This is a genomic window from Streptomyces sp. NRRL F-5630 (assembly GCF_000719475.1).
In the GTDB taxonomy this organism is placed as follows: Bacteria; Actinomycetota; Actinomycetes; order Streptomycetales; family Streptomycetaceae; genus Streptomyces.
The window spans coordinates 94,835-117,450 of sequence record NZ_JOGO01000002.1; the positions used below are offsets into that span (position 1 = coordinate 94,835).

Genomic DNA, 22,616 nt, shown 5'->3' on the forward strand with positions numbered 1-22,616 from the left:
CGGAATGCGGAAAGGGGCCCGGGGCAGAGGGGAGCGAGCGGCCGTCGCACGGAGCCGGGCCGCGGAACCGGGCACGCCGAAGGGCCGGGGAACCGGGCACGCCCAAGGGCACGGAGCCGGGCACGCCGAAGGGGCGCCCGCCCCACGGATGGCGGACGCCCCTTCCGGTACGTCGCTGCGGCGCTCCCGGTATGTCGCCGCGGCGCTCCCGGCGCCCGGCGAGGACGCGTGGGTGCGCCGGTACGGGGACGGTGCGGTCCCGGAGGGAGCCGCACCGCCTACCCGGTGTCGCGCGGGGTCAGCCGGCCTTCGCGGGCTCGGCGGACTCGCCCTTGGCGGCCTCGGCCGCGGGCGCGGGGACCTCGGCGACGGGCGCGGGCTTCGGGGCCGGCTTGGCGGCCTCGTAGAACTCGCCGCGCGGGGTCTCGACGGCGCCGAGCGAAACGGCCTCGCGCTTGAGGAACATCCCGAGCGTCCAGTCGGCGAAGACGCGGATCTTGCGGTTGAACGTCGGCATCGCCATGCCGTGGTACGCGCGGTGCATGTACCAGGCGAGACGGCCCTTGAGCTTGATCTTCGTCTTGCCCAGGACGATCATCGCGACGCCCTTGTGGAGGCCGAGGCCCGCCACCGCGCCCTTGTTGGCGTGCTCGTAGTCCTTCTGCGGGAAGCCGCGCATCCCGGAGACCACGTTGTCGCCGAGCACCTTCGCCTGCCGCAGCGCGTGCTGCGCGTTGGGCGGGCACCAGGCGTTCGGGTTACCGGCCTTGCGGCCGACCAGGTCGGGGACCTGGGCGTTGTCGCCGGCGGCCCAGATGTAGTCCGTCCCCGTGGCCTGGAGCTTGGCGCTGACGTCCACGTGGCCGCGCGGGCCGAGCGGGAGGCCGAACTTCGCGAGGGCCGGGTTGGGCTTGACGCCCGCGGTCCACACGATGGTCCCGGCCTCGACCTCCAGGCCGTTGTTGAGCTTGACGTTGCCGTCGACGCAGGAGTCCATGCCGGTCTTGAGGTAGACCTCGACGCCGCGCGACTCCAGGTGCTTCTTCCCGTACTCGCCGAGCTTGGGGCCGACCTCGGGCAGGATCTTGTCCGCGACGTCGACGAGGAGGAAGCGCATGTCCTCGCGGGAGACGTTCGGGTAGTCCTTGGCCGCGTCGCGGGCCATGTCCTCCAGCTCGCCCACCGTCTCGGCACCGGCGAAGCCGCCGCCGATGAAGACGAAGGTGAGGGCCTTGCGCCGGATCGCCTCGTCGTGGGTCGAGTCGGCCTTGTCCATCTGCGCGAGGACGTGGTTGCGCAGGCCGACGGCCTCCTCGACGCCCTTCAGGCCGATGCCCTGCTCCGCGAGACCGGGGATCGGGAAGGTGCGCGAGACGGCGCCCATCGCGATGACGAGGTAGTCGAAGGGCAGCTCGTACGACTCGCCCACGAGGGGGGCGATCGTGGCGACCTTGCGGTCCTGGTCGATCGAGGAGACCTTGCCGGTCAGGACCTCGGCCCTCTTCAGGACGCGTCGCAGCGGGACGACGACGTGGCGCGGCGAGATGTTGCCGGCGGCGGTTTCCGGGAGGAAGGGCTGGTAGGTCATGTACGAGCGGGGGTCCACGACCGTCACGGTCGCCTCGCCGTAGCGCATCTTCTTGAGGATGCGCTGTGCTGCGTACAGTCCTACGTACCCACCACCCACTACGAGGATTCGGGGACGCTCCGTGGTGCTCATGCCATCGAGTATCCACCCGCCTCACGGGGGGACCTCGTGCGCCCCTTCACAAGGTTCCCCCACCCCTCTGCTACACTGCGCCGCCCACGTGACGCAGGTCATGCGACCCGAGGGGAACCACGGGGCGGCGCGAGGCGTTCCGCACCCCCTGTGAGCAGCGCCTCAGCGCATCCGGGGGAGCCCGGCCACCGCCCGCGACACGCCTCCGCAATTCCCCCGAAACCCTCGTCCGCGCCGAGCGCCGCCCGCTTGAGCGCCTCCCGAACCATCACGACGGCCCGGACCTCGCCCACGAGGACCGATTTCCTTGTGAAGAACTTCACGAACTTTCTCGCGCGCGTGCGGCGCGGGAGGCCGGAACCGGGGATTCCGGGGGCGGTTGAGGGGCGCGGGAGGGCGGACGGAGGGGGCGGGGAGTGACGCGCCGGGGCGGCGGAACGGAGCAGGCGGCGCGGCGGTACGGGGCGCCTGCGGCGGCACCGGGAGGGGCGTGGACGCCGCGGGCCTGGCCGGGCTCCGGTGGGCGGGCCCGGGATCGAGGTGCTGTCCACGCGGCACATCGGGATCCTGTCGTACGACACCTGACCCGGTGCGGCCACGGGCGCGCCCGTCGGCCAAGGGCGGACGGCGCGCTCTCGCGGGCACACCTAAGCGCCTCCCGCCCACCCCCGGTATCGGGGATGGGCGGGAGGCGCTCGGGCTGGATCAGGCGCCGAGCGTCCCGGCGCCGGCCGCCGTCGCGAACGCGGTGAGCGCGGCGGGGCTCACGACGAGGGCGGGGCCCGAGGGCCGCTTGCTGTCCCGTACGGCCACGGCCCGCGCGCCGAGCCTTCCGCACTCGACGCAGTCGGACTGCGTGCCGCTCGCCGAGGACTTCCACCACGTCACGGGAAGACGGGAGGCGTCACGAATCATGGGTGTTCCTTATCTGTGCGATGCGTTCGGCGGACTGGTCCACCGGCAGGGCCGCAGCTTGCAACTGCTCGAAAGCGGCTCCGTGCACGGCGACTTGATCCGCGTCCTCGACGTACAGGGCCGAGGTCAGGCTCTCGACGTGCACGACGTCGAGGTCGGGAAGGTTGTTGAATCCGAGGATCGCGTACGCCCCCATCTGCCCGACGTGCGGCGAGGCGTCGAAGGGCAGGACCTGGACGGTGATGTTCGGGCGCTGCGCCAGGCTCAGCAGGCGGCCGAGCTGGTCCCGCATCACGCCCTCGCCGCAGCGGGTGTGCAGCGCGGCCTCACCGATGATGGCCCAGAGCTTGAGGGGCTCGTCCCGCCGGGTGAGGACGGCCTGCCGTGCGAGCCGCACTTCCACCAGGGCGTCGATGCGTTCCTCGATGGCGTCGGACATGCTGATCGCCCGCATGAAGGCGCGCGCGTACTCGCCGGTCTGGAGCAGGCCGGGGATGACGCCCATCTGCCAGGTCCGCACGGACGACGCCTCGTCCTCCAGGCTGATCAAGTCCTCGTAGACAGGGCTCAGCACGGCACGGTACGACTGCCACCAGCCGCGCTTGGCCCCCTCGCGGGTGAGGTCGAGCAGGGCGGCCCGCAGTTCCGGTGAGACGGTGCGACCGAGACTCCCGTACAGGTCGAGCAGCCTCTCCACATCGGCTGCCTTCGCGGCCGTCTTGGCACCTTCGAGCCGCGAGAGCTTGGAGACGTTGAAGGCACCTTCCGCCGCCTCCGCGATCTCTTCGAGGGTGGCGTCAGCGCGCAGTTCACGCAGCTTTCGGCCAAGTCGCCTCCGTCTGACGGTGGGTACGCCCATGCGATCGCTCCTCCCTCTCGGTCACGTGGGGCCAGTCTGCCCGTCGCCATCCGCCCATGTCATCCGGCCTTTGGGCATTATCGACTCCACAGCACGCGCATATGCAATTTTGCATTCTTGCCCCGATCGGCTTGCACGCGACGTGTGCTTCCTATCACTCTGAATGCAAGCAACCAGCGCGATGCCCATGACGGCGTTGCAGATCGGGTGTCTCCATGAGTGCGATTTTCTGGGCGAAACCGCCCACCTCCCCACCCCCGCTCCTCGTGCTGCCGGGCGAGCCCCAATCGGCGAAACGCGCCCGCACGTTTGTGCGGGGGGAACTCTGCAAGGTGCCCTCGATGCCCGGCGGACACATCGAGGACGTGGAGCTCGTCGTCTCGGAGCTGGTCGGCAACGCCGTGCGGTACGGGACGGAGCCGGACGACTTCCTCGCCGTCTCGGTCGTGGACACCGGGTCCGGGACCCGCGTCGAGGTCAGGGACCCTGTCCGGCGGCACCCGCGCCACCGACCCGCCTCGACCGAACGGCAGCGCGGACGCGGGTTGTTCATCCTGGACGCCCCGTGTCCCGGCCGGTGGGGCGCGTACGACACGCCTTTCGGCAAGGCGGTGTGGGCGGAGGTCGCGAGGTGACGCTCGTGCCGCCGCCCTTCATGTGGGGGTGCACGTCGTGCCTCCTGCTCTACGCGGGGGTACTGCGGGAGGCGCGCGTCGGGGACGGGGCCGTGCGAGCCCAACTCACGCTCGCCGCACACCTTGTGGACGACCACCCCGAGGACATCCCGCCGCCGCACGGCGCGGGCTGCCGCGTCTGCCCCGGCTACGCCTCCGCCCCCGACCCCGCGCGCGTGGCCCGGCCGTGGGCCGAGCACCGAGTGCGGGAGTACTTCCTGCCGGAGAGGACGGCGCGGCGGTGGTGATGGCGGAGATGCTTGCGAGGGCGAGGTGCGCCAGTCGAGTCAGTCACGCCTTTCGGCGCGGGCGAGTGCTTGGTGCCAGGGCAGTGTCGTTCCCTGTTCCCCTACGGATGGCGTCGTGTACACGTCGATGCGTACACTGATCTCGTGACTGATAACACCGTGACCGTACGGGAAGCCCGCGCGCACCTCGCCGACCACATCAACCGTGCCGAGGAAGGTGTTCCGACCGTCATCACGCGCAACGGCGCACCGGTGGCGGCGGTGGTTCCGATCTCGGACTTCGAAGCGCTGGAGGAAGCCGCCGACGTGATGTTGGCGCGTGAGGCCGAAGCTGTGCTGGCCGAAGGCGGCACCACCGTGACGATGGCGGAACTGCTGGCGGATCTGTTCACCGAGCGGGACGGCGAAGCGGCGTGAAGTACGCCTTCCGGTTCACCACGGCGGCGCAGCGTCAGCTTCGAGCCATCAGCCGACCCGATGCCATGCGCATCCTGGCCGCGTTGACCGCACTCGGTGACGATCCGTGCCGGCAGGACGCCGACGTCAAGAAGCTCACCGGCCCGTCGGGCCTCTACCGGCTCAGGGTCGGTAGCTACCGGGTCGCCTACCAGATCAACGACGGTGAACTCGTCGTCCTCGTGGTCAAGGTGGGCGACCGGCGGGACGTCTACCGCAACCTGTGACGCCCCGCCCGACACCAGCACCGCCTCAGCGCGCCTCGGCGGCGCAGTCGTGAGCGATTCCGTCCAGGATGTCGTGTTCGCTCACGACCAGCTTCTCCGCTCCCGCCCTGCGCATGAGCGCGCGCAGGATCAGCGCGCCCGAGGTGATGACGTCGACGCGGCCCGGGTGCATGACCGGGATCGCGGCGCGGGTCGCGTGGGTGGAGGTGAGGAGGCGGGTGGTCAGGGTCTCGACGTCGGCGCGGGTCAGGGTGCTGTGGTGGATCGCCGAGGAGTCGTACGCGGGGAGGCCGAGCGCCGTGCCCGCCAGCGTCGTCACCGTGCCCGCCAGGCCGACCAGCGTCGACGCCTCCGCGAAGGGGACCTCCGTCTCCGCCTCGTCCAGCGCCGCTTCGACGTCCTTCTCGATCGCCGCCACCCGGTCCGCCGGGGGCGGGTCCAAGAGGGTGCCCTCGTCCGTCGTCAGGTGGCGTTCGGTCATGCGGACGCAGCCGATGTCCACCGAGCGCGAGGCGCGGGGGGACGTGGTGCCGAGGACGAACTCCGTCGAGCCGCCGCCGATGTCCACGACCAGGTAGGTGTCCTCGCCCAGTTCGCGCGTCGCGCCGGTGAAGGACAGCCGGGCCTCCTCGGCCCCGGTGATCACCTCCGGCTCCACGCCGAGAATGGCGTGCACGCCGCGCACGAAGTCCTCGCGGTTCGAGGCGTCGCGGGAGGCCGAGGTCGCCACGAAGCGGATGTTGCCCGGCGGGACCTCGTGCTCCGCGATCGCCTGCGCGTACTGGCGGCAGGCCGCGAAGGTGCGCTCCAGGGCCTCGGGCGCCAGCCGTCCCGTACGGTCCACGCCCTGGCCGAGCCGGACGATCTCCATGCGACGGTCGAGGTCCGACAGGGTGCCGGAGACGGGGTCCACGTCCGCGATCAGCAGGCGGATCGAGTTGGTGCCGCAGTCCACGGCTGCCACGCGGGTCACTTCGCGTCCTCCTGAGCACAGAGTTCCGAGCACGGCTTCTTTTGCCACCACTCCGGCAGCATCGCGATCGCCTCGTCCCCGAGCGGGTTCACGCCGGGGCCCGCCGCGAGCGAGTGCGCGACGAGGACGTGCAGGCACTTGACCCGGTCGGGCATCCCGCCCGCGCTCGGGAACCCGGTCAGCTCCTCGATCGCGTCGCGGCGCTCGATGTAGTCCTCGTGCGCGGCGCGGTAGGCGGCGGCCAGTTCCGGGTCGCGGTCCAGGCGCTCGGTCATCTCCTTCATGACGCCGTTCGCCTCCAGCGTGCCGATCGCCGAGGCGGCGCGCGGGCACGTCAGGTAGTAGAGCGTGGGGAAGGGGGTGCCGTCCGGCAGGCGCGGGGCGGTCTCGACGACATCGGGCTCCCCGCAGGGGCAGCGGTGCGCGATCGCGCGCAGTCCGCGCGGCGGCCGGCCGAGCTGGAGCCTGAAGACCTCGACGTCGGCCTCGGTGGGCTCGGTGGGCGCGGTGGTCGGCGGGGGCGTGTGCATGCGGGGCTCTCGATCGGGGGCGCGGGTCGGGTGCGTACGGCCGCGCGGGTGCGTGCGCGGGTACGGACTTCCAGTATCCCCGGCCCCGCCGCGCGCCCCGCCCCGGGCGGCGGCTCGGCGTGAACCCGGGCGGCCGCTCGGCCCCACCCCGGGCGGCGGCTCAGCGCCGCAGCGCCGCCGCGCGGTCGGCCTCGTCGATGCCGCCGAGGACGTTGCTGTACCAGGGGCGGGCCGCCGCCGCGTCCTGCTGCTCGGGGCCCGCGCTCGCCGCGCCGGGGACGAGGGCGGTGTAGCCGGTCTCGCCGGGCAGGACGTAGTGGAGGCGCTCGCGGATGCGCTGGCGGGCGAAGGCGGGGTCCTGCCAGCGGGCCTTCTCGTCGCGCAGCCGCTCCACGTCCTCCTGGTGGGTCCTCAGCTCGCGCCGCAGCTCGGCGATCTCGTCGCGCTGGGCGATGTACTGCCGCATCGGGTAGGCGAGCGCGACGATCAGCGCGCAGAGCACCAGGACGAGGATCGCGGCGCGCCCGGTGAGACGGGAACGGCGGGCCTGGCGGCGGGACTGGGAGCGGTAGACGCGGGCCGCCGTCTGCTCGCCGAGGACGCGCAGACGGGTCGCGGTCGAGAAGCGCTCGCCGTCGTTCTTCCGTGCCATGACGGATCTCCCCCTCGTGCGGGTCTCGCGTGCCCTGCGCACCGGCGTACGGCACACACGCGTACGCCCCCGCACACGGTACGGGACCGGGTGCGGGGGCGTGCGGAGGCTCAGCCCGTGGGGGCGCTCAGCCCTTGAAGCGCGGGAACGCCGAGCGGCCCGCGTACACCGCCGCGTCGTCGAGGATCTCCTCGATGCGCAGGAGCTGGTTGTACTTGGCGACGCGCTCGGAGCGGGCCGGGGCGCCGCTCTTGATCTGGCCGCAGTTGGTGGCGACGGCGAGGTCGGCGATCGTGACGTCCTCGGTCTCGCCGGAGCGGTGGGACATCATGCACTTGAAGCCGTTGCGCTGGGCCAGCTCGACGGCGTCCAGCGTCTCGGTGAGCGAGCCGATCTGGTTGACCTTGACGAGCAGGGCGTTCGCCGACTTCTCGTCGATGCCGCGCTGGAGGCGCTCCGGGTTGGTGACGAAGAGGTCGTCGCCGACGAGCTGGACCTTGTCGCCGAGGCGCTCGGTCACGGTCGCCCAGCCCTCCCAGTCGTCCTCGAAGAGCGGGTCCTCGATGGAGACGAGCGGGTAGGAGCCGACCAGCTCCTCGTAGTACGAGGTCATCTCGGCGGCCGTGCGGTCCTGGCCCTCGAAGCGGTACGTGCCGTCCTTGTAGAACTCGGAGGCGGCGCAGTCGAGCGCGAGCGCCACATCGCGGCCGGGCACGTAACCGGCCTCCTTGATCGCCTCGACGATGAGGTCGAGCGCGGCGCGGTTGGAGTCGAGGTTCGGCGCGAAGCCGCCCTCGTCGCCGAGGCCGGTGGACAGGCCGCGCTCCTTCAGCACCTTCTTGAGCGTGTGGTAGACCTCGGCGCCCCAGCGGACGGCCTCGGAGAACGACTCGGCGCCGATCGGCGCGATCATGAACTCCTGGATGTCCACGTTGGAGTCCGCGTGCGAACCGCCGTTGAGGATGTTCATCATCGGCACCGGGAGCAGGTGCGCGTTGGGGCCGCCGAGGTAGCGGAAGAGCGGGAGGTCGCTCGCCTCGGAGGCGGCGTGCGCGACGGCGAGCGAGACGCCGAGGATGGCGTTGGCGCCGAGCGAGGACTTGTCGGGCGTGGCGTCGAGGTCGGACATCGCCTGGTCGATCAGGCGCTGCTCGGTCGCGTCGTAGCCGACGAGCTCCGGGCCGATCTGCTCGATGACGGCGAGGACGGCCTTCTCGACGCCCTTGCCCTGGTAACGGTTGGCGTCACCGTCACGCAGCTCGATGGCTTCGAAGGCACCGGTGGACGCACCGGAGGGCACGGCAGCACGGCCGGTGCTGCCGTCGTCGAGGCCGACCTCGACCTCGACCGTGGGGTTGCCTCGGGAGTCCAGGATTTCCCGGGCTACGACGACGTCGATGGACGGCACGAGCATCTCCTTCTGGGATGTGGAGCAGGTCTGCGGCGGCCCTCGCGGGAGCCTTCCGCTGCATGAGCCTAACCGGCCCGGGGTCAGGTACCGGCCTACGCCCGGGACTCGGCCGCGATCCGCGGGACAGAGCCCGCGAATGGGGCGAATCGGGTGGGCGGAACGGGGTTGATCGGGGCATCTGAGCCGGGGGCGCGACAGGTGAGCCGCGCTGGTGAGCGCGGGTACGCGCGGGTGAGGGGGCGGGGTGCGGCGGGCGGGGTGCGGCGGCGCGGGGGCAGACGCGGGGGCCGGGGCACGAAGGCGGGCGCGCGGGGTCCGGGTGCCGGGACGGGGCGGCCGGGGTGCCGGTGCGGGTCCCGGAGCGCGTCGGGCGGGAGAGCACCCGGGGCGGCACGGGAAAGCCCCGGCCCGTCGCGCAGGGGGGAGAACGCGACGGGGCGGGGCGGTTCCGTGCGGGGGGGCGGGCGCGAGGCCGGGGTGCCCCCGGGTGGGTCAGCTGAGGTGGAGCTGCTGGCCCGGGTAGATGAGGTCGGCGTCCTTGACGATGTCCTTGTTCAGCTCGAAGAGCTTGTTCCAGCCGCCGGAGACGTGGTGCTTCTGGGCGATCTCGCTGAGGCTGTCACCCTTGACGACCTTGTACTCGCCGTCACCCTTGGGGACGGTGATGCCGGTGTCGGTCTTGACCGTGCCGGTGGTCGACTTCGGGGTGGTGTGCTGCGGCTTCGGAGCCTGGCGCTGCTCGCTGCGCGAGGCGCTCTGGTCGCTGGAGGAACGCTCCTGCGTCTGCTGGCCGCCACCGTTCGGGTTGACGCCCGGGTCGACACCGTCGTTGCTGAGGTTGCCGGCACCGGCGCAGGACCAGGCACCCGGGCCCTGCATGTCGAGGAGGCGCTCGGCGGTGGCGATCTGCTGGTCCTTGGTGGCCAGGTCGGCACGCGGGGCGTACTGGGTACCACCCGCGGCGGCCCAGGAGGACTGGCTGAACTGGAGGCCACCGTAGTAGCCGTTGCCCGTGTTGATGGACCAGTTGCCGCCGGACTCGCACTGGGCGACAGCGTCCCAGGTGGAGGTCGAGGCGGCGGAGGCGCTGCCGGTCGCCATCAGCGGGACGGCGATCGCGGCACCGGTGACACCGGCGAACGCGACGATTCGGGTGGTACGACGGCGACGGTGCTTGGCCTTGCCGGAAAACAGCATGGAGGATCTCCTCACCGACGCCTACGAGGTGAGCTGTCGGGTTCGGGCCTGTGAGTTGCCCGGCCGGACGGCGGCTGCCGCCCGGCTTCACCCCTAGCCCCGGACCGGCACCCGGTCTCCCGGGCGCCGGCTGGGACGCAAACCTTGGGTCCCCCGCTCCTGCCTTCGGCGCTCGACGCGACGACTGTCCCGAAACGGGCGCCGGCAGGATTCGGCGTGACGACCGTCGGGGCCTCCCGGTGGGGAAGCGAGCACGACGTTAAGCAAGAAATCCGCAGAACTTCAAAGACGATCAGGGCGGTTGAGACTCATGTCTCACTCGACCCCTACCGGACAATAACGGACAGACGCGGTCAACCTCTTGTCCGGTTATTGCCCTGAATCCGCACCAAGATCCAGGCTCTGGCCAGGAAGAATGAGGTCCGGGTCGTCGCCGATGATCTTCTTGTTCTGCTCGTAGAGCCCGGTCCAGCCGTCGGCCAGCTCGTGCGTCTCGGCGATGCTCCAGAGATTGTCCCCTTCGCGCACCTTGTACGCGTCCGCCGTGTCCGCCCCGTCCGCACCCTTCTGACCCTCTGTGTCCGTGGCCGCGTGGCGGCCTCCGGGAGCGGAGCGGTCGGCACCGGAGTCGCGGCTGCCGCCCGAAGTGGCGGAGGTCTCGTCGGAGGGGTCGCCGGCCGACCCGGAGGAGGACTCCGCGGTCTCGGAGGGCGAGGCGGAGGAGCCGGGCTTCGCGTGCTTGCCGCGGCTCTGCCCCGTGGCGCCGTCCTCGCTCGCGGTGCCCCGGCTCTTGCCCGAGGAACTCGCGGAGGCGTCGGAGGAGGGAGCGTCGGCGTCGGACGTCCGCGAGGCGGAGGGGTCCGCGCTCGCCGAGGACGAGGACGAGGACGAGGGCGAACCACTCTCCTCCTTGCCCTTCTTGTCCTGCTTGTCCGCCTGCGCCTTGCTCGTCTCCGTGGCGCTGGGCGTGTCCGAGGGGGCGGGCGTGGAGGACGTCGAGCCGTCCTCCACGGTCAGCCCGGCACTCAGGGCGCAGCCGGGCCAGGCGGAGGGGCCCTGGGTCGCGAGGATGCGCTGGCCCACCTGTATCTGCTGGGCGGGCGTCGCCATGTCGGCACGGGGAGCGAGGTCGAGGCCGCCGTTGTCCTCCCACTCCTCCTCGGAGAGCTGGAGGCCGCCGTAGTAGTCGTTGCCCTTGTCGGCCGCCCAGTCACCGCCCGTCTCGCACTCGACGAGGCGGTCCCAGGACCCCTGGTCGGCGCTCGCGGTTCCCGCGCCCAGGAGGGGGATGGCGATGGCGGAGCCGGTGACCCCTGCCGCGATCACAAGGGCCGGGGCTTGGCGGGGGCGTCGGTGGCGACCGTTCCCGGAGAGCATGCGGTGCCTTTCGCAAGCAGCTGAGGGGTCAGCTGGTGTGACAGATGATCCGGACGTGAACGTAGCGGGATTCGAACGCCCGTCACAAGTCGATGCAGCCTCGATCACACAAAGATCACATTATTGACGCGCGTTCAGTTCACGACTGCTCACATCCCTGTACAGAGGGGGTGAAACGGACGGGAAGGGTACGGAGGCCGCGCATGATGAGGCCGCCGCGCCAGCGCAGTTGTGCGGGGTCCGCGTCGAGCCCGAGGTCGGGGAGGCGGGTGAAGAGGTGGGCGAGCGCCGTCTTTCCCTCCAGGCGGGCGAGCGGGGCGCCGAGGCAGTAGTGGATGCCGTGGCCGTAGCCGAGGTGCTGGTTGTCGCGGCGCGTGAGGTCGAGCGTGGCGGGGGCGGGGAAGCGGGCGGGGTCGCGGTCGGCGGCGGCGAGGACGACGAGGACGGGGTCGCCGGAGCGGATGCGCCGGCCCGCCAGGTCGAAGGACTCGGTGGCGTAGCGCCAGGTGGCGAGTTCGACGGGGCCGTCGAAGCGGAGGAGTTCCTCGATGCCGGTGGTGAGGAGGGCATCGCCCCCGTCGGGCCCCGCGAGGGCGTCGTGGAGCGACGCGCGCTGACCGGGGTGCCGCAGGAGGGCGAAGGTGCCGTTGCCGATCAGGTTGACGGTCGTCTCGAAACCCGCGAAGAGAAGGATGAAGGCCATGGCGGCGGCCTCGTTCTCGGTGAGGTGCTCGCCGTCGTCGACCGCCTGGATGAGGGCCGAGATGAGGTCGTCACCGGGGTCGCGGCGCTTGCGGTGGATGAGTTCGGCGAGGTAGCCGCGCATCGTGCCGACGGCGCGCCCCACTCCCCCGCGCGGGCCCTGCCCGTGGCGGATCATCATGCCCGCCCAGTCGCGGAAGTCGTCCTGGTCCTCGCGCGGGACGCCGAGCAGGTCGCAGATGGCGTAGATGGGGAGCGGGAAGGCGAACTCGTGGATGAGGTCCGCGCTGCCGCGCGCGGCGAAGCCGTCGATGAGCTGGTCCGTCAGCTCGGCGACGCGCGGGGCGAAGGCCGCGACGCGGCGCGGCGTGAACGCCTTGGAGACGAGGCGGCGCAGCCGGGTGTGGTCGGGCGGGTCGATGTTGAGCAGGTGCGTCATCAGCTCGGCCTTGCGCTCCCCGGGAATCCCGGTCTTCCCCCGCGCCCCCGCGCCCTCCGCGTGATGCGCCGGGTTCTTCGAGAGCCGGGGCTCGGCGAGCGCCCGCCGCGCGTCCTCGTACCGCGTCACGAGCCATGCCTCGACGCCGCTGGGCAGGCGGGTCCAGGTGAGGGGCTCGTGCTCGCGCAGCCAGGCGTAGGAGGGGTAGGGGTCGGCGGCGAAGGCGCGGGAGAAGAGGGCGGGGGCGTGCGGCTCGGGGGCGTCGGCGGCAAGGGGCGTACGGGGGGCGTGGGGACACGGCATACCGAGACCGTAACGGGGGCCGGGCGGTGCTCGGCGGGGGCGGTGCGCCGCCCGGCGGGGGCGCCCTTCGCGGGACTCCCCCGGGCGACGTCTCGCCCCGCCGACCCGCTGCCGACGACCGCCCACCGCCGCCCACCAGGGCGGACTCCGAACCGGCGGCGCGACTATCGGCCCGCCCCCTTGACCCCCTCCCCGCCCCGCCGAAGAATGCCGCCGACAACGTTGTCTCAGTGGCTGGAGGGCATCCCCCACATGTCATGGCCTCATCGTCTCCGCAGGCGGGGCGCGGTCGCGCTGCTCGCCGGAACGCTCGTGGGCGGTGTGCTGCTCGCGCCCCCCGCGCAGGCGGCCGCCGGGCACGCGCCGGGGCGGGACCGCCTCACCGACCTGGTCAATCCCTTCATCGGCACCGAGAACGAGGGGAACACCTACCCCGGCGCGGCGGTGCCCTTCGGCATGGTGCAGCTCTCCCCGGACACCGGTCACACGACCGGCTACGACTACCGGCAGGACCACATCAGGGGCCTGAGCCTGACCCACATCTCGGGCGTTGGCTGCGGCCTCGGCGGCGATCTGCCCGTCCTGCCCACGACCGGGGACATCACCGAGACGGACGACGCGAAGTACGCCTCCGCCTACAGCCACGACGACGAGGAGGCCCACCCCGGGTACTACCGCGTCGGTCTCCGGACGTACGGCGTGCGGGCCGAGGTGACCGCGACCGAGCGGACCGGGAAGCAGCGGTACACCTTCCCGGCGACGGACAAGGCGAACGTCCTGCTCAACGCCGGTCAGTCGCTGCACCGGACGGTCTCCACGACGGTGGAGGTCCTCGACTCCCGCACGGTGCGCACCGCCATCACCGGCCGCGGCTTCTGCCAGGACACGGTGCCGTACACCGTCTACACGATCACGCGCTTCGACCGGCCCTTCACGTCCTACGGCACGTGGAAGGACGGCAAGGTGACCGCCGGTTCGGCGTCCTCGGCCGCGAAGGAGGGCGGCAACGGCGCCTACGTACGGTTCGACACCCGTGAGGACCGCACGGTGGAGGCGACGACCGCCCTGTCGTACGTGGACGCGGCGGGCGCGGCCCGCAACCTGGAGGCGGAGGGCGGGGGTTCCTTCGACCGGGCGCGCGGCGCGGCGGACGCGGCGTGGGAGAAGCGGCTCCGCACGGTCGCGGCGCGGGGCGGTGACGAGACGCTGCGCCGCACCTTCTACTCCTCGCTCTACCGGTCCTTCCTCGCCCCGAACCTGGGCGGCGACGTGGACGGCCGCTACACCGGGTGGGACCAGAAGAAGCACCGCGCCGAGGGCTTCACGTACTACCAGAACTGGTCGCTGTGGGACACGTACCGCACGCAGACCCAGCTCCTCTCGCTGCTCGCCCCGCACGAGGCGCGGGACATGGCGCTGTCGGTGCTGCGCGTCGAGAAGGAGAGCGGCTGGCTGCCCAAGTGGGGGTACGGGACGGTCGAGACGAACATCATGACCGGTGACCCGGTCACCCCGTTCCTGACCAACGCCTACCAGCAGGGGCTGCTCAAGGGCCACGAGGAAGAGGCGTACCGGGCGCTCAGGAAGAACGCGGACGGGGTGCCGCCCACAGACTCGCCCGCCGTCGGCCGCGAGGCCAACGCCGCGTACCTGAAGGATGGTTACGCGCCGTACATCAAGGGCCGTCCGCACGCCAAGCCTGGTGACTCGGACTTCGACCACGGGGGTTCGGCGACCCTCGAATACGCCTTGGCGGACGGCATGCTGAGCCGGATGGCGAAGGACCTCGGGCACGACGCGGACGCGCGCCGCTACGCCGCGCGCGCCCAGAACTACCGCAAGATCTTCGACCCCTCCACCGGCTTCTTCCGTTCCCGGGACGCCTCGGGCGCCTTCGCGGGGCCCGCCGACCCGGCGCGCAGCGAGGGCTTCCACGAGGGCACCGCGTGGCAGTACCAGTGGATGGTGCCGCAGGACCTGCCCGGCATGATCGGCCTGATCGGCGGCCGGGACGCGGCGCGGCAGCGGCTCGACTCCTTCTTCGCCTACGACCAGCTCGTGGCCGACCCGGCGAAGACGGCCCGCGAGGTGTGGGTCAACGGCCCGTACGACTACTACAACGCGGACAAGTACAACCCGCAGAACGAGCCCGACCTGATCGCCCCGTACACGTATCTGTCCACGGGGCAGCCGTGGAAGACCACCGACGTGGTGCACGCGGCGCTCACCCTGTTCACCGACACCCCGACCGGCATGACCGGCAACGACGACCTCGGCACGATGTCGGCCTGGATGGTGCTCTCGGCGATCGGCGTGTACCCGGTGCAGCCGGGGACCGCCACGTGGAGCCTGTCGACGCCGGTCTTCGACCGGGTCGATCTCAGGCTGGACAAGCGCTATTACCCGGCGGGCCGCTTCACGATCACCGCGCCGGGCACGTCGGCGCAGCAGCGGTACACGCGGTCCGTGCGGCTCGACGGCAGGGCGTGGGACCGCACGTACCTGACGACGGAGGACCTGCGCGAGGGACGGCGGCTCGACTTCGCGGTGGGCACCGAGCCCTCGGCGTGGGGAACGGCGGCCAGCGACGCACCACCGGCCGTGACGCCCTCCCAGCCGTAGCGGCGGCAGGGACGGCACGGGGGCGGGTCCACCGGCAGCGCGCCGGTGGACCCGCCCCCGTGCGTTCGTCCTACTCCTCCTCCGCCGCCTCCTCGTCCGCGCTCCCCTTCGCCGTCTCCGCCCGGCGGATCGCGTCGCGGTAGGCGCGGGCGGAGGCGCGCAGGGACGCCTCGGGATCGACACCCGCCGCCTCGGCGCGGGCGGCGAGGGCGAGGAGGGCGGGGCCCCAGTCGGCGCCCGGCTCGGGCACGGGGACCGGGAGTCCCGCCGTACGGGCGCGGGCCGCGAGCTTCGCGGCGAGGGAGAGGGCGGGCTGCGCGAGCGGGATGCCCTCGGTGACGGAGGCGCGCTGCTTCTCGTCGGCCTTGGCGGCGAGCCACAGCGTGCGGACCTCGTCGGGCGTCTCGGCGCTCTCGTCGCCGAAGACGTGCGGGTGGCGGCGGATCAGCTTCTCGACGAGCGCGCCCGCGACGTCGTCGATCGAGAAGGGGTCCTCGGTGTCGTCCTCGGCGATACGGGAGTGGAAGACGACCTGGAGCAGGACGTCCCCCAGTTCCTCGCGCAGCTCGTGCCGGTCCCCGTCCTCGATCGCCTCGACGAGTTCGTAGACCTCTTCGAGCGCGTACTTCGCGAGGCCCTCGTGCGTCTGACGGCTCGACCAGGGGCAGTCGAGGCGGATGTGGTCCATGACCTGCACGAGGTCGATGAGGCGGGCGCCGGGGAGGTCGTAGGAGGCGGGCAGCAGCTCCAGCTCGGGCATGGCGTGCCGCCCGGAGCCCGCGAGCGCGGCGAGGCGGTCGGTGAGCTTGTGCTCGTCGGCGCCCTCGCCCGCCACGACGACGACCGTCGATCCGTCCGCGCAGGCCGCGACGAGCTCCTCGGCGGCGGGCACGGAGGACTCGACGGAGACCCCGGCCTCGCGCAGGTACGGGAGCTGCGGGTGCTCCGGGTCCGCGCACAGCACGCGGGCCGCGCCGCGCAGGGTCTGCCAGGCGCGCCAGGACAGCAGCCCTGGCGCGACCCGGTGACTCGTGGTCAGCAGGACGATGCGGCCGGTGCCCTTGCTGTTCCCGGGGCTGTCGGGGCGGTCTTCCGGGCCGTTTCCGTGGCTGGTTTCGTTCACCACGGCAACGTAACCCAGGCGGGGCCGCGTCCTCCGTCAGCCCTGCCCCGTTTCGGCGCCGGTCCCGGCGTCGGCACCCGCGCCGGCGCCCGCCGCCTCGCCCGCCGGGGCGCGGCTCACGTCGCGCAGCCACCCCGGGTGGGCGTCGGCGCGCGTGGCCTTGGCGGCGTCCCACGTGCCGTAGCGCGGGTTGAGGCCGACCTTGAGCTTCTTCGCGGTCGCGGCGAGCGCCTTGTCGACGGTCGCCTTGCCGTCGGGGCTCGACGGGTCGGCGCCGAGTGCCGCGTACAGCTTCTGCTCGGCGATGTTCTCGCGCAGGGCGTCGTCGAGACGGGACGGCGGGACGCCGTACCGGGTGAGCCACTCGACCTTGAGGCCCTGCTCGCCGCCCGCCTGCTGGGTGAGCTGGGCGCGGGCGCTCTGGACCTCCGCGCGGCTGACGCTGACGCCCTTGTCGGCGGCGGCGCGGGCGACGACGCGGTCGCGCACCATGCCCTGGAGCGTGGGCCGGGCGAGGCTGCCGCTGCCCGAGATGATGCGCTCGGAGGTCTGCGCGTCGGAGCTGAGTTCCCTGACGGCGTCGTGGAGTTCACCGACGCGGTGCTGAAGCTGCGCCTCGGTGATCCGGCTGCCCCCCACGACGGCGGCGGCGCCGGGGTGCGCAGTGCCGCCGCAGGCGCTCAGCAGGGGCGCGGCGACGAGGGCGAGGGCGGACAGGGTGAGAGTGGTGCGGCGGTGCAAGGTGGGCCTCCCTGCGAGCAGTTTGTGCGTCGATGCACAAAGTCCGGGGTCGATCGTAGGAGGTGGCCGGGCGGAGGGCCACCACCTGGGAGCAACGAGTCGGGGCGGGGAGGCGGTACGGGGGCCTTCGGGGCGGTACGGAACCGTGCGGGGCCGGGGGGCGTCACGGGGCGGGGGCGTCACGGGGCGGGCGCCGTGCCGCGCACCGCACCCGCCCCGTGACGCCGCGCCGTGGGCCCGTCAGCGCGACCGGTCCCTGAGCGCGACCGGTCCGTCCCAGGCGCTGCCGTCACTTCGCCCGGAAGCGCTCCGGGGCCTTCGTCGGGGCCGTGCCCTCCGGGAGTTTCTGGTCCGGGCAGGTAGCGAGGACCTTCTTCATCGCGGCCTTCTCGGCGGACGTGACCCAGAGGCCGTACTTCGCCTTCACCGCGACCTGGCCCGCCACGTACGTGCAGCGGTAGCCCTTGTTCGCCGGGAGCCAGGTCGCCGTGTCGCCGTCGCCCTTGCTGCGGTTGGGACCGGCGCTCACGGCGAGGAGGTTGAGGGGGTCGTTGGCGAGAGCGATCCGCTTGCTCGGATCCCACTTCGACGCGCCCTTCTGCCAGGCGTCCGAGAGCGAGACGAGGTGGTCGATGTCTATCTTGCTCGCGCCGCGCGTGAAGCGGATGTCGTCGCCGGAGTAGGGGTCGTCGTTGAGCACGCCGCTCGCGATGACGCAGTCCCCCGACTTGAACTTCACGTCCTTCAGGTCGCGCTTGAGGATGTCGTTGCGGGTGTCGCAGTGGTTGGAGTCCGTGTCGGCCCACGCGGACCCGAACTTGTCGCGGTCGTAACCGGTCTTGGGGGAGCGCCCCTTGACCGTGAGCCCGTCGACGGCCTTGAGCGCCGAGCCCTCCGCGCCCTGCGCGGGCTTGCTCGCCTCCCCGCCGGCCCCGCCGGAGACCTCGACGTCCTTGCACCCCGCCGCACCGAGCAACAGCCCGCCCAGCGCCACCGCGCCCACCACTCCGCTCGCGCCCCGCCGTGCCCCGTACCGCATCTCGCCACCCCTCCCACGCGGCCGGTCCCTCCGGCCACCCCCACTGTCTACCCGGGCCCCACCACGGGCTACCGCGCGGGGTGGCGTACGCCCGGGGGCGCGGGACTGCGTCCGGCGTGCCGAGAGCATGCACCAGACGCCGCGGGGCTCGCCCTCCGGGCGACGGAGGGACTTCGCTGACACGGCCTAGGGTCGGCCCATGACTGTGCAACGGATGGACAACGTCGCCGTCGTCGTCGACGACCTCGCCGCGGCTGTCGCCTTCTTTCTCGCGCTCGGGCTGGAGCTGGAGGGGGAGGCGGAGATCGAGGGGCTCTTCGCGGACCAGACCGTCGGGCTCGACGGTGTCCGCAGCGCCATCGCGATGATGCGGACCCCGGACGGCCACAGCCGCCTGGAGCTGACCGAGTACCACCACCCGGCGGCGATCGAGGCGGCCCCGCCCGCCCCCCACACGCTCGGGCTGCACCGCGTGATGTTCGCCGTGGACGACATCGACGACACGATCGCCCGCCTCCGCCCCCACGGCGCCGAACTCCTCGGCACGGTCGCGCGGTACGAGGACAGCTACCGCCTGTGCTACCTGCGCGGCCCGGCGGGCATCATCGTGGCGCTGGCCGAGCGGATCGGCTGAGGCGGGGCGGGGCGGACGGGCCGCCTGCGCGGAGGGCGGCGCCCCGGCCTCGAACCGCACGCTCCCGGCCCGCCCCGCGCGTCCCCTACGACCCCACGATCGACGTCAGGAACTCCCCTACCCAGGCCAGCAGTTCGCGGTTCGCCAGCGGCTTCCCGCCGATCTTCGCCGTCTTCGGCCGCGGCACGAGCGCAGAGCGCTGGGCCGGCTTGAGCACCGTGCCCGGGTAGAGCCGGTTGAGCCGCAGCTCCTGCGACTCGCGCAGTTCGGGCAGGGGTGCGAAGCGCACGTTGTTGCCCTGGAGGACGATCTCGCCGACCCCGCACGCCCGCGCGAGCAGCCGCAGCCCGGCGACGAGGAGCAGGTTCTCGACGGGCTCGGGCAGCGGCCCGTACCGGTCGGTCAGCTCCTCCCGCACCGCCGTGATGTCCTCCTCCGAGGTGGCCGCGGCGATCGCGCGGTACGCCTGGAGGCGGAGCCGCTCGCCCGGCGCGTAGGCGTGCGGGACGTGCGCGTCCACCGGGAGTTCGATCTTGACCTCGGGCGGCAGCTCCTCCTCGGAGGTCCCGTCGAGCTGCGCGCGGTAGTCGGCGACGGCCTCGCCCACCATCCGCACGTACAGGTCGAAGCCGACGCCCGCGATGTGCCCGGACTGCTCGCCGCCGAGCAGGTTGCCCGCTCCGCGGATCTCCAGGTCCTTCATCGCGACGTACATGCCCGCGCCCATCTCGGTGTGCTGCGCGATCGTCGCGAGGCGCTCGTGCGCGGTCTCGGTGAGCGGCTTCTCCGGCGGGTAGAGGAAGTACGCGTACCCGCGTTCGCGGCCACGGCCGACCCGCCCGCGCAACTGGTGGAGCTGGGAGAGCCCGAAGTTGTCGCCGCGCTCCACGATGAGGGTGTTGGCGTTCGAGATGTCGATGCCGGACTCGACGATCGTCGTCGAGACGAGCACGTCGAACTTCTTCTCCCAGAAGTCCACGACCACTTGTTCCAGGGCCTGTTCGCTCATCTGCCCGTGCGCGGTCGCGATGCGCGCCTCGGGGACGACGGCGCGCAGCCGGGCCGCTGCCCTGTCGATCGAGTCGACGCGGTTGTGGATGTAGAACACCTGGCCCTCGCGCAGGAGTTCGCGGCGGATCGCGGCGCCGATCTGCTTCTCGTCGTAGGGGCCGACGAAGGTGAGGACGGGGTGCCGCTCCTCGGGCGGGGTGGTGATGGTGGACATCTCGCGGATGCCGGTGACGGCCATCTCCAGCGTGCGCGGGATCGGCGTCGCGGACATCGTGAGCACGTCCACGTTCGCCCGCAGCTTCTTCAGCTGCTCCTTGTGCTCGACGCCGAAGCGCTGCTCCTCGTCGACGATGACGAGCCCGAGGTCCTTGAACTTCGTCTCGGAGGAGAAGAGCCGGTGCGTGCCGATGACGAGGTCGACGGAGCCGTCCCGCAGCCCCTCCAGGGTCGCCTTCGCCTCGGTGTCGGTCTGGAAGCGGGAGAGCGCGCGGATCGTGACGGGGAACTGCGCGTACCGCTCCGAGAACGTCGAGAAGTGCTGCTGCACGAGGAGCGTCGTCGGGACGAGGACGGCGACCTGCTTGCCCTCCTGGACGGCCTTGAAGGCGGCCCGTACCGCGATCTCCGTCTTGCCGTAGCCGACGTCGCCGCAGATCAGACGGTCCATCGGGACCGTCTTCTCCATGTCCGACTTGACCTCGCTGATCGTCGTGAGCTGGTCGGGCGTCTCGGCGTACGGGAAGGCGTCCTCCAGTTCGCGCTGCCAGGGCGTGTCGGGCCCGAAGGCGTGGCCCGGCGCGGCCATGCGCGCGGAGTAGAGCTTGATGAGGTCGGCGGCGATCTCCTTGACGGCCTTCTTGGCGCGCGCCTTCGTCTTGGTCCAGTCGGCGCCGCCGAGCCGGTGCAGCGTGGGGGCCTCGCCGCCCACGTACTTCGTGATCTGCTCCAGCTGGTCGGTGGGGATGTAGAGGCGGTCGCCCGGCTGGCCGCGCTTGGCGGGCGCGTACTCGACGACGAGGTACTCGCGCGTCGCGCCCTGGACCGTGCGCTGCACCATCTCGATGTAGCGGCCCACGCCGTGCTGCTCGTGGACGATGTAGTCGCCGGTCTCCAGCGTCAGCGGGTCGATGGACTTGCGGCGGCGCACCGGCATCCGGGCGCCTTCCTTGCCCGCCGCCTTCTGCCCGGAGAGGTCCGTCTCGGTGAGGACGGCGAGCTTGCGCGCCGGGTCGATGAAGCCGTGGTCGATGGAGCCGCAGGAGACGTGCACGACGGAGGGCGAGATCGCGCCGAGGTCGAGGTCGAGGCGGGCCGGGATGCCCTCGGTGCCGAGGACCTCGGCGGTGCGGGACGCGGGGCCCTGCGCCTCCGTGACGTACACCGTGCGCCAGCCCTCGGAGACCCAGCGCTTCGTGTCGGCGAGGGCGCGCGCGGTGTCGCCCCGGTACGTCTCGGGAGCGTGCATCGCGAGGCTGATCGTGTCGCCGTCCAGCTCCTCGTCCACGGCGAACGGCGAGACGGACCACCACGGGGTGCCGAGGTCGTGCACGGCGTGCTCGCGCACCTCGGCGAGCGACCGCAGCGAGGCGGCGCCGACGTCGATCGGGGCCTCGCCGCCGGTCGCCGAGGCGGCCCAGGAGGCTTGCAGGAACTCCTGGCTCGTCGCGACGAGGTCGGCGGCGCGGGTACGGACCCGCTCGGGGTCGCATACGAGCGTCAGCGAGCGCTCGGGCATGACGTCGAGCAGCAGCTCCATGTCGTCCACGAGGACGGGCGCGAGCGACTCCATGCCCTCGACGGCGATGCCCTCGGCGATCTTGCCGAGCAGTTCGTGCAGCTCGGGATGCTCCTCGGCGAGCACGGCGGCGCGGCGGCGCACCTCGTCGGTGAGGAGGAGTTCGCGGCAGGGCGGGGCCCACAGCCCGTGCTCGGCGATCTCCAGGGAGCGCTGGTCGGCGACCTTGAAGTAGCGGACCTCCTCGACCTCGTCGCCCCAGAACTCGACGCGGAGCGGGTGCTCCTCGGTCGGCGGGAAGACATCGAGGATGCCGCCTCGCACGGCGAACTCGCCGCGCTTCTCGACGAGTTCGACGCGCGCGTACGCGGCGGCGGCGAGCGCTTCCACGATCTCCTGGAGATCGGCGCTCTGCCCCTGCCGCAGCGCGACGGGCACCAGGTCGCCGAGCCCCTTGACCTGGGGCTGGAGCACGGAGCGGATCGGCGCCACGACGACGGAGACGGGCCCGGCCTCGGGGTCGTCCGCCTCGGGGTGGGCGAGGCGGCGGAGCACGGCGAGGCGGCGGCCGACGGTGTCGGCGCGGGGCGAGAGGCGCTCGTGCGGGAGCGTCTCCCAGGAGGGGAACTCGACGACGCCCTCGGCGGGGATCAGGGTGCGCAGCGCGGCGGCCAGGTCCTCGGCCTCGCGGCCCGTCGCGGTGACGGCAAGCACGGTGCGGCGCGCCTCGCGCGCGAGCGCGGCCACGACGAAGGGCCGGGCGGCGGGCGGGCCGACGACATCCGCCTGGGTGCGGTGCCCGTCGCCCGCGGCCTTGACCGCCTCGGCGAGCGCCGGGTCGTCGAGCACCGCGTCGAGAAGACCGTGCAGACTCATGAATGCCATCCGTCCTTGGCCGGGGTCCGTGCTTGTCCCGGTGGTCCGTCCCTGGGCCCGGGGCGAAACGGCCCGGGGCAGCGCGAAAGACCGGCACGCGGTACGGGCCGGGGGTCTTCCAGCGTACGACGCGCGAGGGACGGACGGGCGGG

Annotated in this window: 20 protein-coding genes and 1 riboswitch; of the genes, 6 read left to right on the forward strand and 14 right to left on the reverse strand. The window is 72.3% G+C overall.

The window, feature by feature from the left end:
- Nucleotides 1-298 precede the first annotated feature (298 nt).
- The 3 genes from IF99_RS0101015 to IF99_RS0101025 form a co-directional block, all read right to left on the reverse strand.
- Nucleotides 299-1,720: an NAD(P)/FAD-dependent oxidoreductase gene (locus IF99_RS0101015; RefSeq protein ID WP_030994336.1), complete on the reverse strand. Its 1,422-nt coding sequence runs from the start codon at nucleotides 1,718-1,720 to the stop codon at nucleotides 299-301.
- Nucleotides 1,721-2,425: 705 nt separating this feature from the next.
- Nucleotides 2,426-2,635, reverse strand: a complete 210-nt coding sequence (locus IF99_RS0101020) for a DUF397 domain-containing protein (protein ID WP_008747448.1) — start codon at nucleotides 2,633-2,635, stop codon at nucleotides 2,426-2,428.
- A complete protein-coding gene (locus IF99_RS0101025; RefSeq protein ID WP_030994337.1) occupies nucleotides 2,625-3,494 on the reverse strand; it encodes a DUF5753 domain-containing protein in 870 nt (289 codons plus the stop codon). The genes IF99_RS0101020 and IF99_RS0101025 overlap by 11 nt, the downstream gene beginning before the upstream one ends.
- Nucleotides 3,495-3,709: 215 nt before the next feature.
- Between IF99_RS0101025 and IF99_RS0101030 the strand changes: the two genes are divergently transcribed.
- From IF99_RS0101030 to IF99_RS0101045, 4 genes are all read left to right on the forward strand, one after another.
- A complete protein-coding gene (locus IF99_RS0101030; RefSeq protein WP_030994338.1) occupies nucleotides 3,710-4,129 on the forward strand; it encodes an ATP-binding protein in 420 nt (139 codons plus the stop codon).
- Nucleotides 4,126-4,416, forward strand: coding sequence for a hypothetical protein (locus IF99_RS0101035; RefSeq protein WP_234340541.1), 291 nt, complete (start codon nucleotides 4,126-4,128; stop codon nucleotides 4,414-4,416). Before IF99_RS0101030 ends, IF99_RS0101035 begins: the two co-directional genes overlap by 4 nt.
- A gap of 144 nt (nucleotides 4,417-4,560) precedes the next feature.
- Entirely contained in the window at nucleotides 4,561-4,833 is a 273-nt protein-coding gene (locus IF99_RS0101040) for a type II toxin-antitoxin system Phd/YefM family antitoxin (protein ID WP_030994340.1), read from the forward strand.
- Nucleotides 4,830-5,099, forward strand: a complete 270-nt coding sequence (locus tag IF99_RS0101045) for a type II toxin-antitoxin system RelE family toxin (RefSeq protein ID WP_030994341.1) — start codon at nucleotides 4,830-4,832, stop codon at nucleotides 5,097-5,099. Before IF99_RS0101040 ends, IF99_RS0101045 begins: the two co-directional genes overlap by 4 nt.
- Nucleotides 5,100-5,124: 25 nt before the next feature.
- On the opposite strand, the gene IF99_RS0101050 is transcribed toward IF99_RS0101045, so the two are convergent.
- From IF99_RS0101050 to IF99_RS0101085, 7 genes are all read right to left on the reverse strand, one after another.
- Nucleotides 5,125-6,072: a Ppx/GppA phosphatase family protein gene (locus IF99_RS0101050; RefSeq protein WP_030994342.1), complete on the reverse strand. Its 948-nt coding sequence runs from the start codon at nucleotides 6,070-6,072 to the stop codon at nucleotides 5,125-5,127.
- Nucleotides 6,069-6,602 (reverse strand): DUF501 domain-containing protein, encoded by a 534-nt coding sequence (locus tag IF99_RS0101055; protein ID WP_030994343.1) that lies wholly within the window; start codon nucleotides 6,600-6,602, stop codon nucleotides 6,069-6,071. The genes IF99_RS0101050 and IF99_RS0101055 overlap by 4 nt, the downstream gene beginning before the upstream one ends.
- A 160-nt stretch (nucleotides 6,603-6,762) precedes the next feature.
- Nucleotides 6,763-7,254: an FtsB family cell division protein gene (locus tag IF99_RS0101060; protein WP_030994344.1), complete on the reverse strand. Its 492-nt coding sequence runs from the start codon at nucleotides 7,252-7,254 to the stop codon at nucleotides 6,763-6,765.
- Between the two features lie 127 nt (nucleotides 7,255-7,381).
- Nucleotides 7,382-8,668 carry a phosphopyruvate hydratase gene (gene eno / locus IF99_RS0101065; RefSeq protein WP_030994345.1) on the reverse strand — a complete coding sequence of 429 codons (1,287 nt, stop codon included), beginning with the start codon at nucleotides 8,666-8,668 and terminating at the stop codon, nucleotides 7,382-7,384.
- A gap of 489 nt (nucleotides 8,669-9,157) precedes the next feature.
- Entirely contained in the window at nucleotides 9,158-9,862 is a 705-nt protein-coding gene (locus IF99_RS0101070) for a transglycosylase family protein (RefSeq protein WP_030994346.1), read from the reverse strand.
- 3 nt (nucleotides 9,863-9,865) lie between these two features.
- A riboswitch (cyclic di-AMP (ydaO/yuaA leader) is annotated at nucleotides 9,866-10,043 on the reverse strand.
- Nucleotides 10,044-10,231: 188 nt separating this feature from the next.
- The gene (locus IF99_RS35535) at nucleotides 10,232-11,239 is read right to left on the reverse strand and encodes a LysM peptidoglycan-binding domain-containing protein (RefSeq protein WP_030994347.1); all 1,008 of its coding nucleotides are present in this window, start codon (nucleotides 11,237-11,239) and stop codon (nucleotides 10,232-10,234) included.
- A gap of 139 nt (nucleotides 11,240-11,378) precedes the next feature.
- Nucleotides 11,379-12,683 carry a cytochrome P450 family protein gene (locus IF99_RS0101085; RefSeq protein ID WP_030994349.1) on the reverse strand — a complete coding sequence of 435 codons (1,305 nt, stop codon included), beginning with the start codon at nucleotides 12,681-12,683 and terminating at the stop codon, nucleotides 11,379-11,381.
- A 252-nt stretch (nucleotides 12,684-12,935) separates the two neighbouring features.
- On the opposite strand from IF99_RS0101085, the gene IF99_RS0101090 reads away from it, so the two are divergent.
- On the forward strand, nucleotides 12,936-15,305 hold the full coding sequence (locus IF99_RS0101090) for a GH92 family glycosyl hydrolase (RefSeq protein ID WP_030994350.1): 2,370 nt from the start codon (nucleotides 12,936-12,938) through the stop codon (nucleotides 15,303-15,305).
- A gap of 70 nt (nucleotides 15,306-15,375) precedes the next feature.
- Here the strand turns inward: IF99_RS0101090 and IF99_RS0101095 are convergent, their stop codons facing one another.
- The 3 genes from IF99_RS0101095 to IF99_RS0101105 form a co-directional block, all read right to left on the reverse strand.
- Nucleotides 15,376-16,431, reverse strand: coding sequence for a nucleoside triphosphate pyrophosphohydrolase (locus tag IF99_RS0101095; protein WP_030994351.1), 1,056 nt, complete (start codon nucleotides 16,429-16,431; stop codon nucleotides 15,376-15,378).
- Nucleotides 16,432-16,464: 33 nt separating this feature from the next.
- Nucleotides 16,465-17,169, reverse strand: a complete 705-nt coding sequence (locus tag IF99_RS0101100; RefSeq protein WP_051703315.1) for a SurA N-terminal domain-containing protein — start codon at nucleotides 17,167-17,169, stop codon at nucleotides 16,465-16,467.
- A gap of 289 nt (nucleotides 17,170-17,458) precedes the next feature.
- On the reverse strand, nucleotides 17,459-18,208 hold the full coding sequence (locus IF99_RS0101105) for an HNH endonuclease family protein (protein ID WP_030994353.1): 750 nt from the start codon (nucleotides 18,206-18,208) through the stop codon (nucleotides 17,459-17,461).
- A gap of 199 nt (nucleotides 18,209-18,407) precedes the next feature.
- Between IF99_RS0101105 and IF99_RS0101110 the strand changes: the two genes are divergently transcribed.
- Nucleotides 18,408-18,842: a VOC family protein gene (locus tag IF99_RS0101110; protein ID WP_030994354.1), complete on the forward strand. Its 435-nt coding sequence runs from the start codon at nucleotides 18,408-18,410 to the stop codon at nucleotides 18,840-18,842.
- Between the two features lie 85 nt (nucleotides 18,843-18,927).
- Here IF99_RS0101110 and mfd read toward each other — a convergent pair whose 3' ends face one another.
- Nucleotides 18,928-22,464, reverse strand: coding sequence for a transcription-repair coupling factor (gene mfd, locus IF99_RS0101115; RefSeq protein ID WP_030994355.1), 3,537 nt, complete (start codon nucleotides 22,462-22,464; stop codon nucleotides 18,928-18,930).
- Between the last annotated feature and the right edge of the window lie 152 nt (nucleotides 22,465-22,616).

Bases quoted from the DNA above. Each gene is read 5' to 3' on its own strand.
- IF99_RS0101060 (WP_030994344.1), bottom strand. From the start codon at position 7,254: ATGGCACGGAAGAACGACGGCGAGCGCTTCTCGACCGCGACCCGTCTG.
- mfd (WP_030994355.1), bottom strand. From the start codon at position 22,464: ATGAGTCTGCACGGTCTTCTCGACGCGGTGCTCGACGACCCGGCGCTC.
- IF99_RS0101105 (WP_030994353.1), bottom strand. From the start codon at position 18,208: ATGCGGTACGGGGCACGGCGGGGCGCGAGCGGAGTGGTGGGCGCGGTG.
- IF99_RS0101110 (WP_030994354.1), top strand. From the start codon at position 18,408: ATGACTGTGCAACGGATGGACAACGTCGCCGTCGTCGTCGACGACCTC.
- IF99_RS0101085 (WP_030994349.1), bottom strand. From the start codon at position 12,683: ATGCCGTGTCCCCACGCCCCCCGTACGCCCCTTGCCGCCGACGCCCCC.
- IF99_RS0101070 (WP_030994346.1), bottom strand. From the start codon at position 9,862: ATGCTGTTTTCCGGCAAGGCCAAGCACCGTCGCCGTCGTACCACCCGA.
- IF99_RS0101020 (WP_008747448.1), bottom strand. From the start codon at position 2,635: ATGATTCGTGACGCCTCCCGTCTTCCCGTGACGTGGTGGAAGTCCTCG.
- eno (WP_030994345.1), bottom strand. From the start codon at position 8,668: ATGCTCGTGCCGTCCATCGACGTCGTCGTAGCCCGGGAAATCCTGGAC.
- IF99_RS35535 (WP_030994347.1), bottom strand. From the start codon at position 11,239: ATGCTCTCCGGGAACGGTCGCCACCGACGCCCCCGCCAAGCCCCGGCC.
- IF99_RS0101090 (WP_030994350.1), top strand. From the start codon at position 12,936: ATGTCATGGCCTCATCGTCTCCGCAGGCGGGGCGCGGTCGCGCTGCTC.
- IF99_RS0101025 (WP_030994337.1), bottom strand. From the start codon at position 3,494: ATGGGCGTACCCACCGTCAGACGGAGGCGACTTGGCCGAAAGCTGCGT.
- IF99_RS0101015 (WP_030994336.1), bottom strand. From the start codon at position 1,720: ATGAGCACCACGGAGCGTCCCCGAATCCTCGTAGTGGGTGGTGGGTAC.
- IF99_RS0101030 (WP_030994338.1), top strand. From the start codon at position 3,710: ATGAGTGCGATTTTCTGGGCGAAACCGCCCACCTCCCCACCCCCGCTC.
- IF99_RS0101055 (WP_030994343.1), bottom strand. From the start codon at position 6,602: ATGCACACGCCCCCGCCGACCACCGCGCCCACCGAGCCCACCGAGGCC.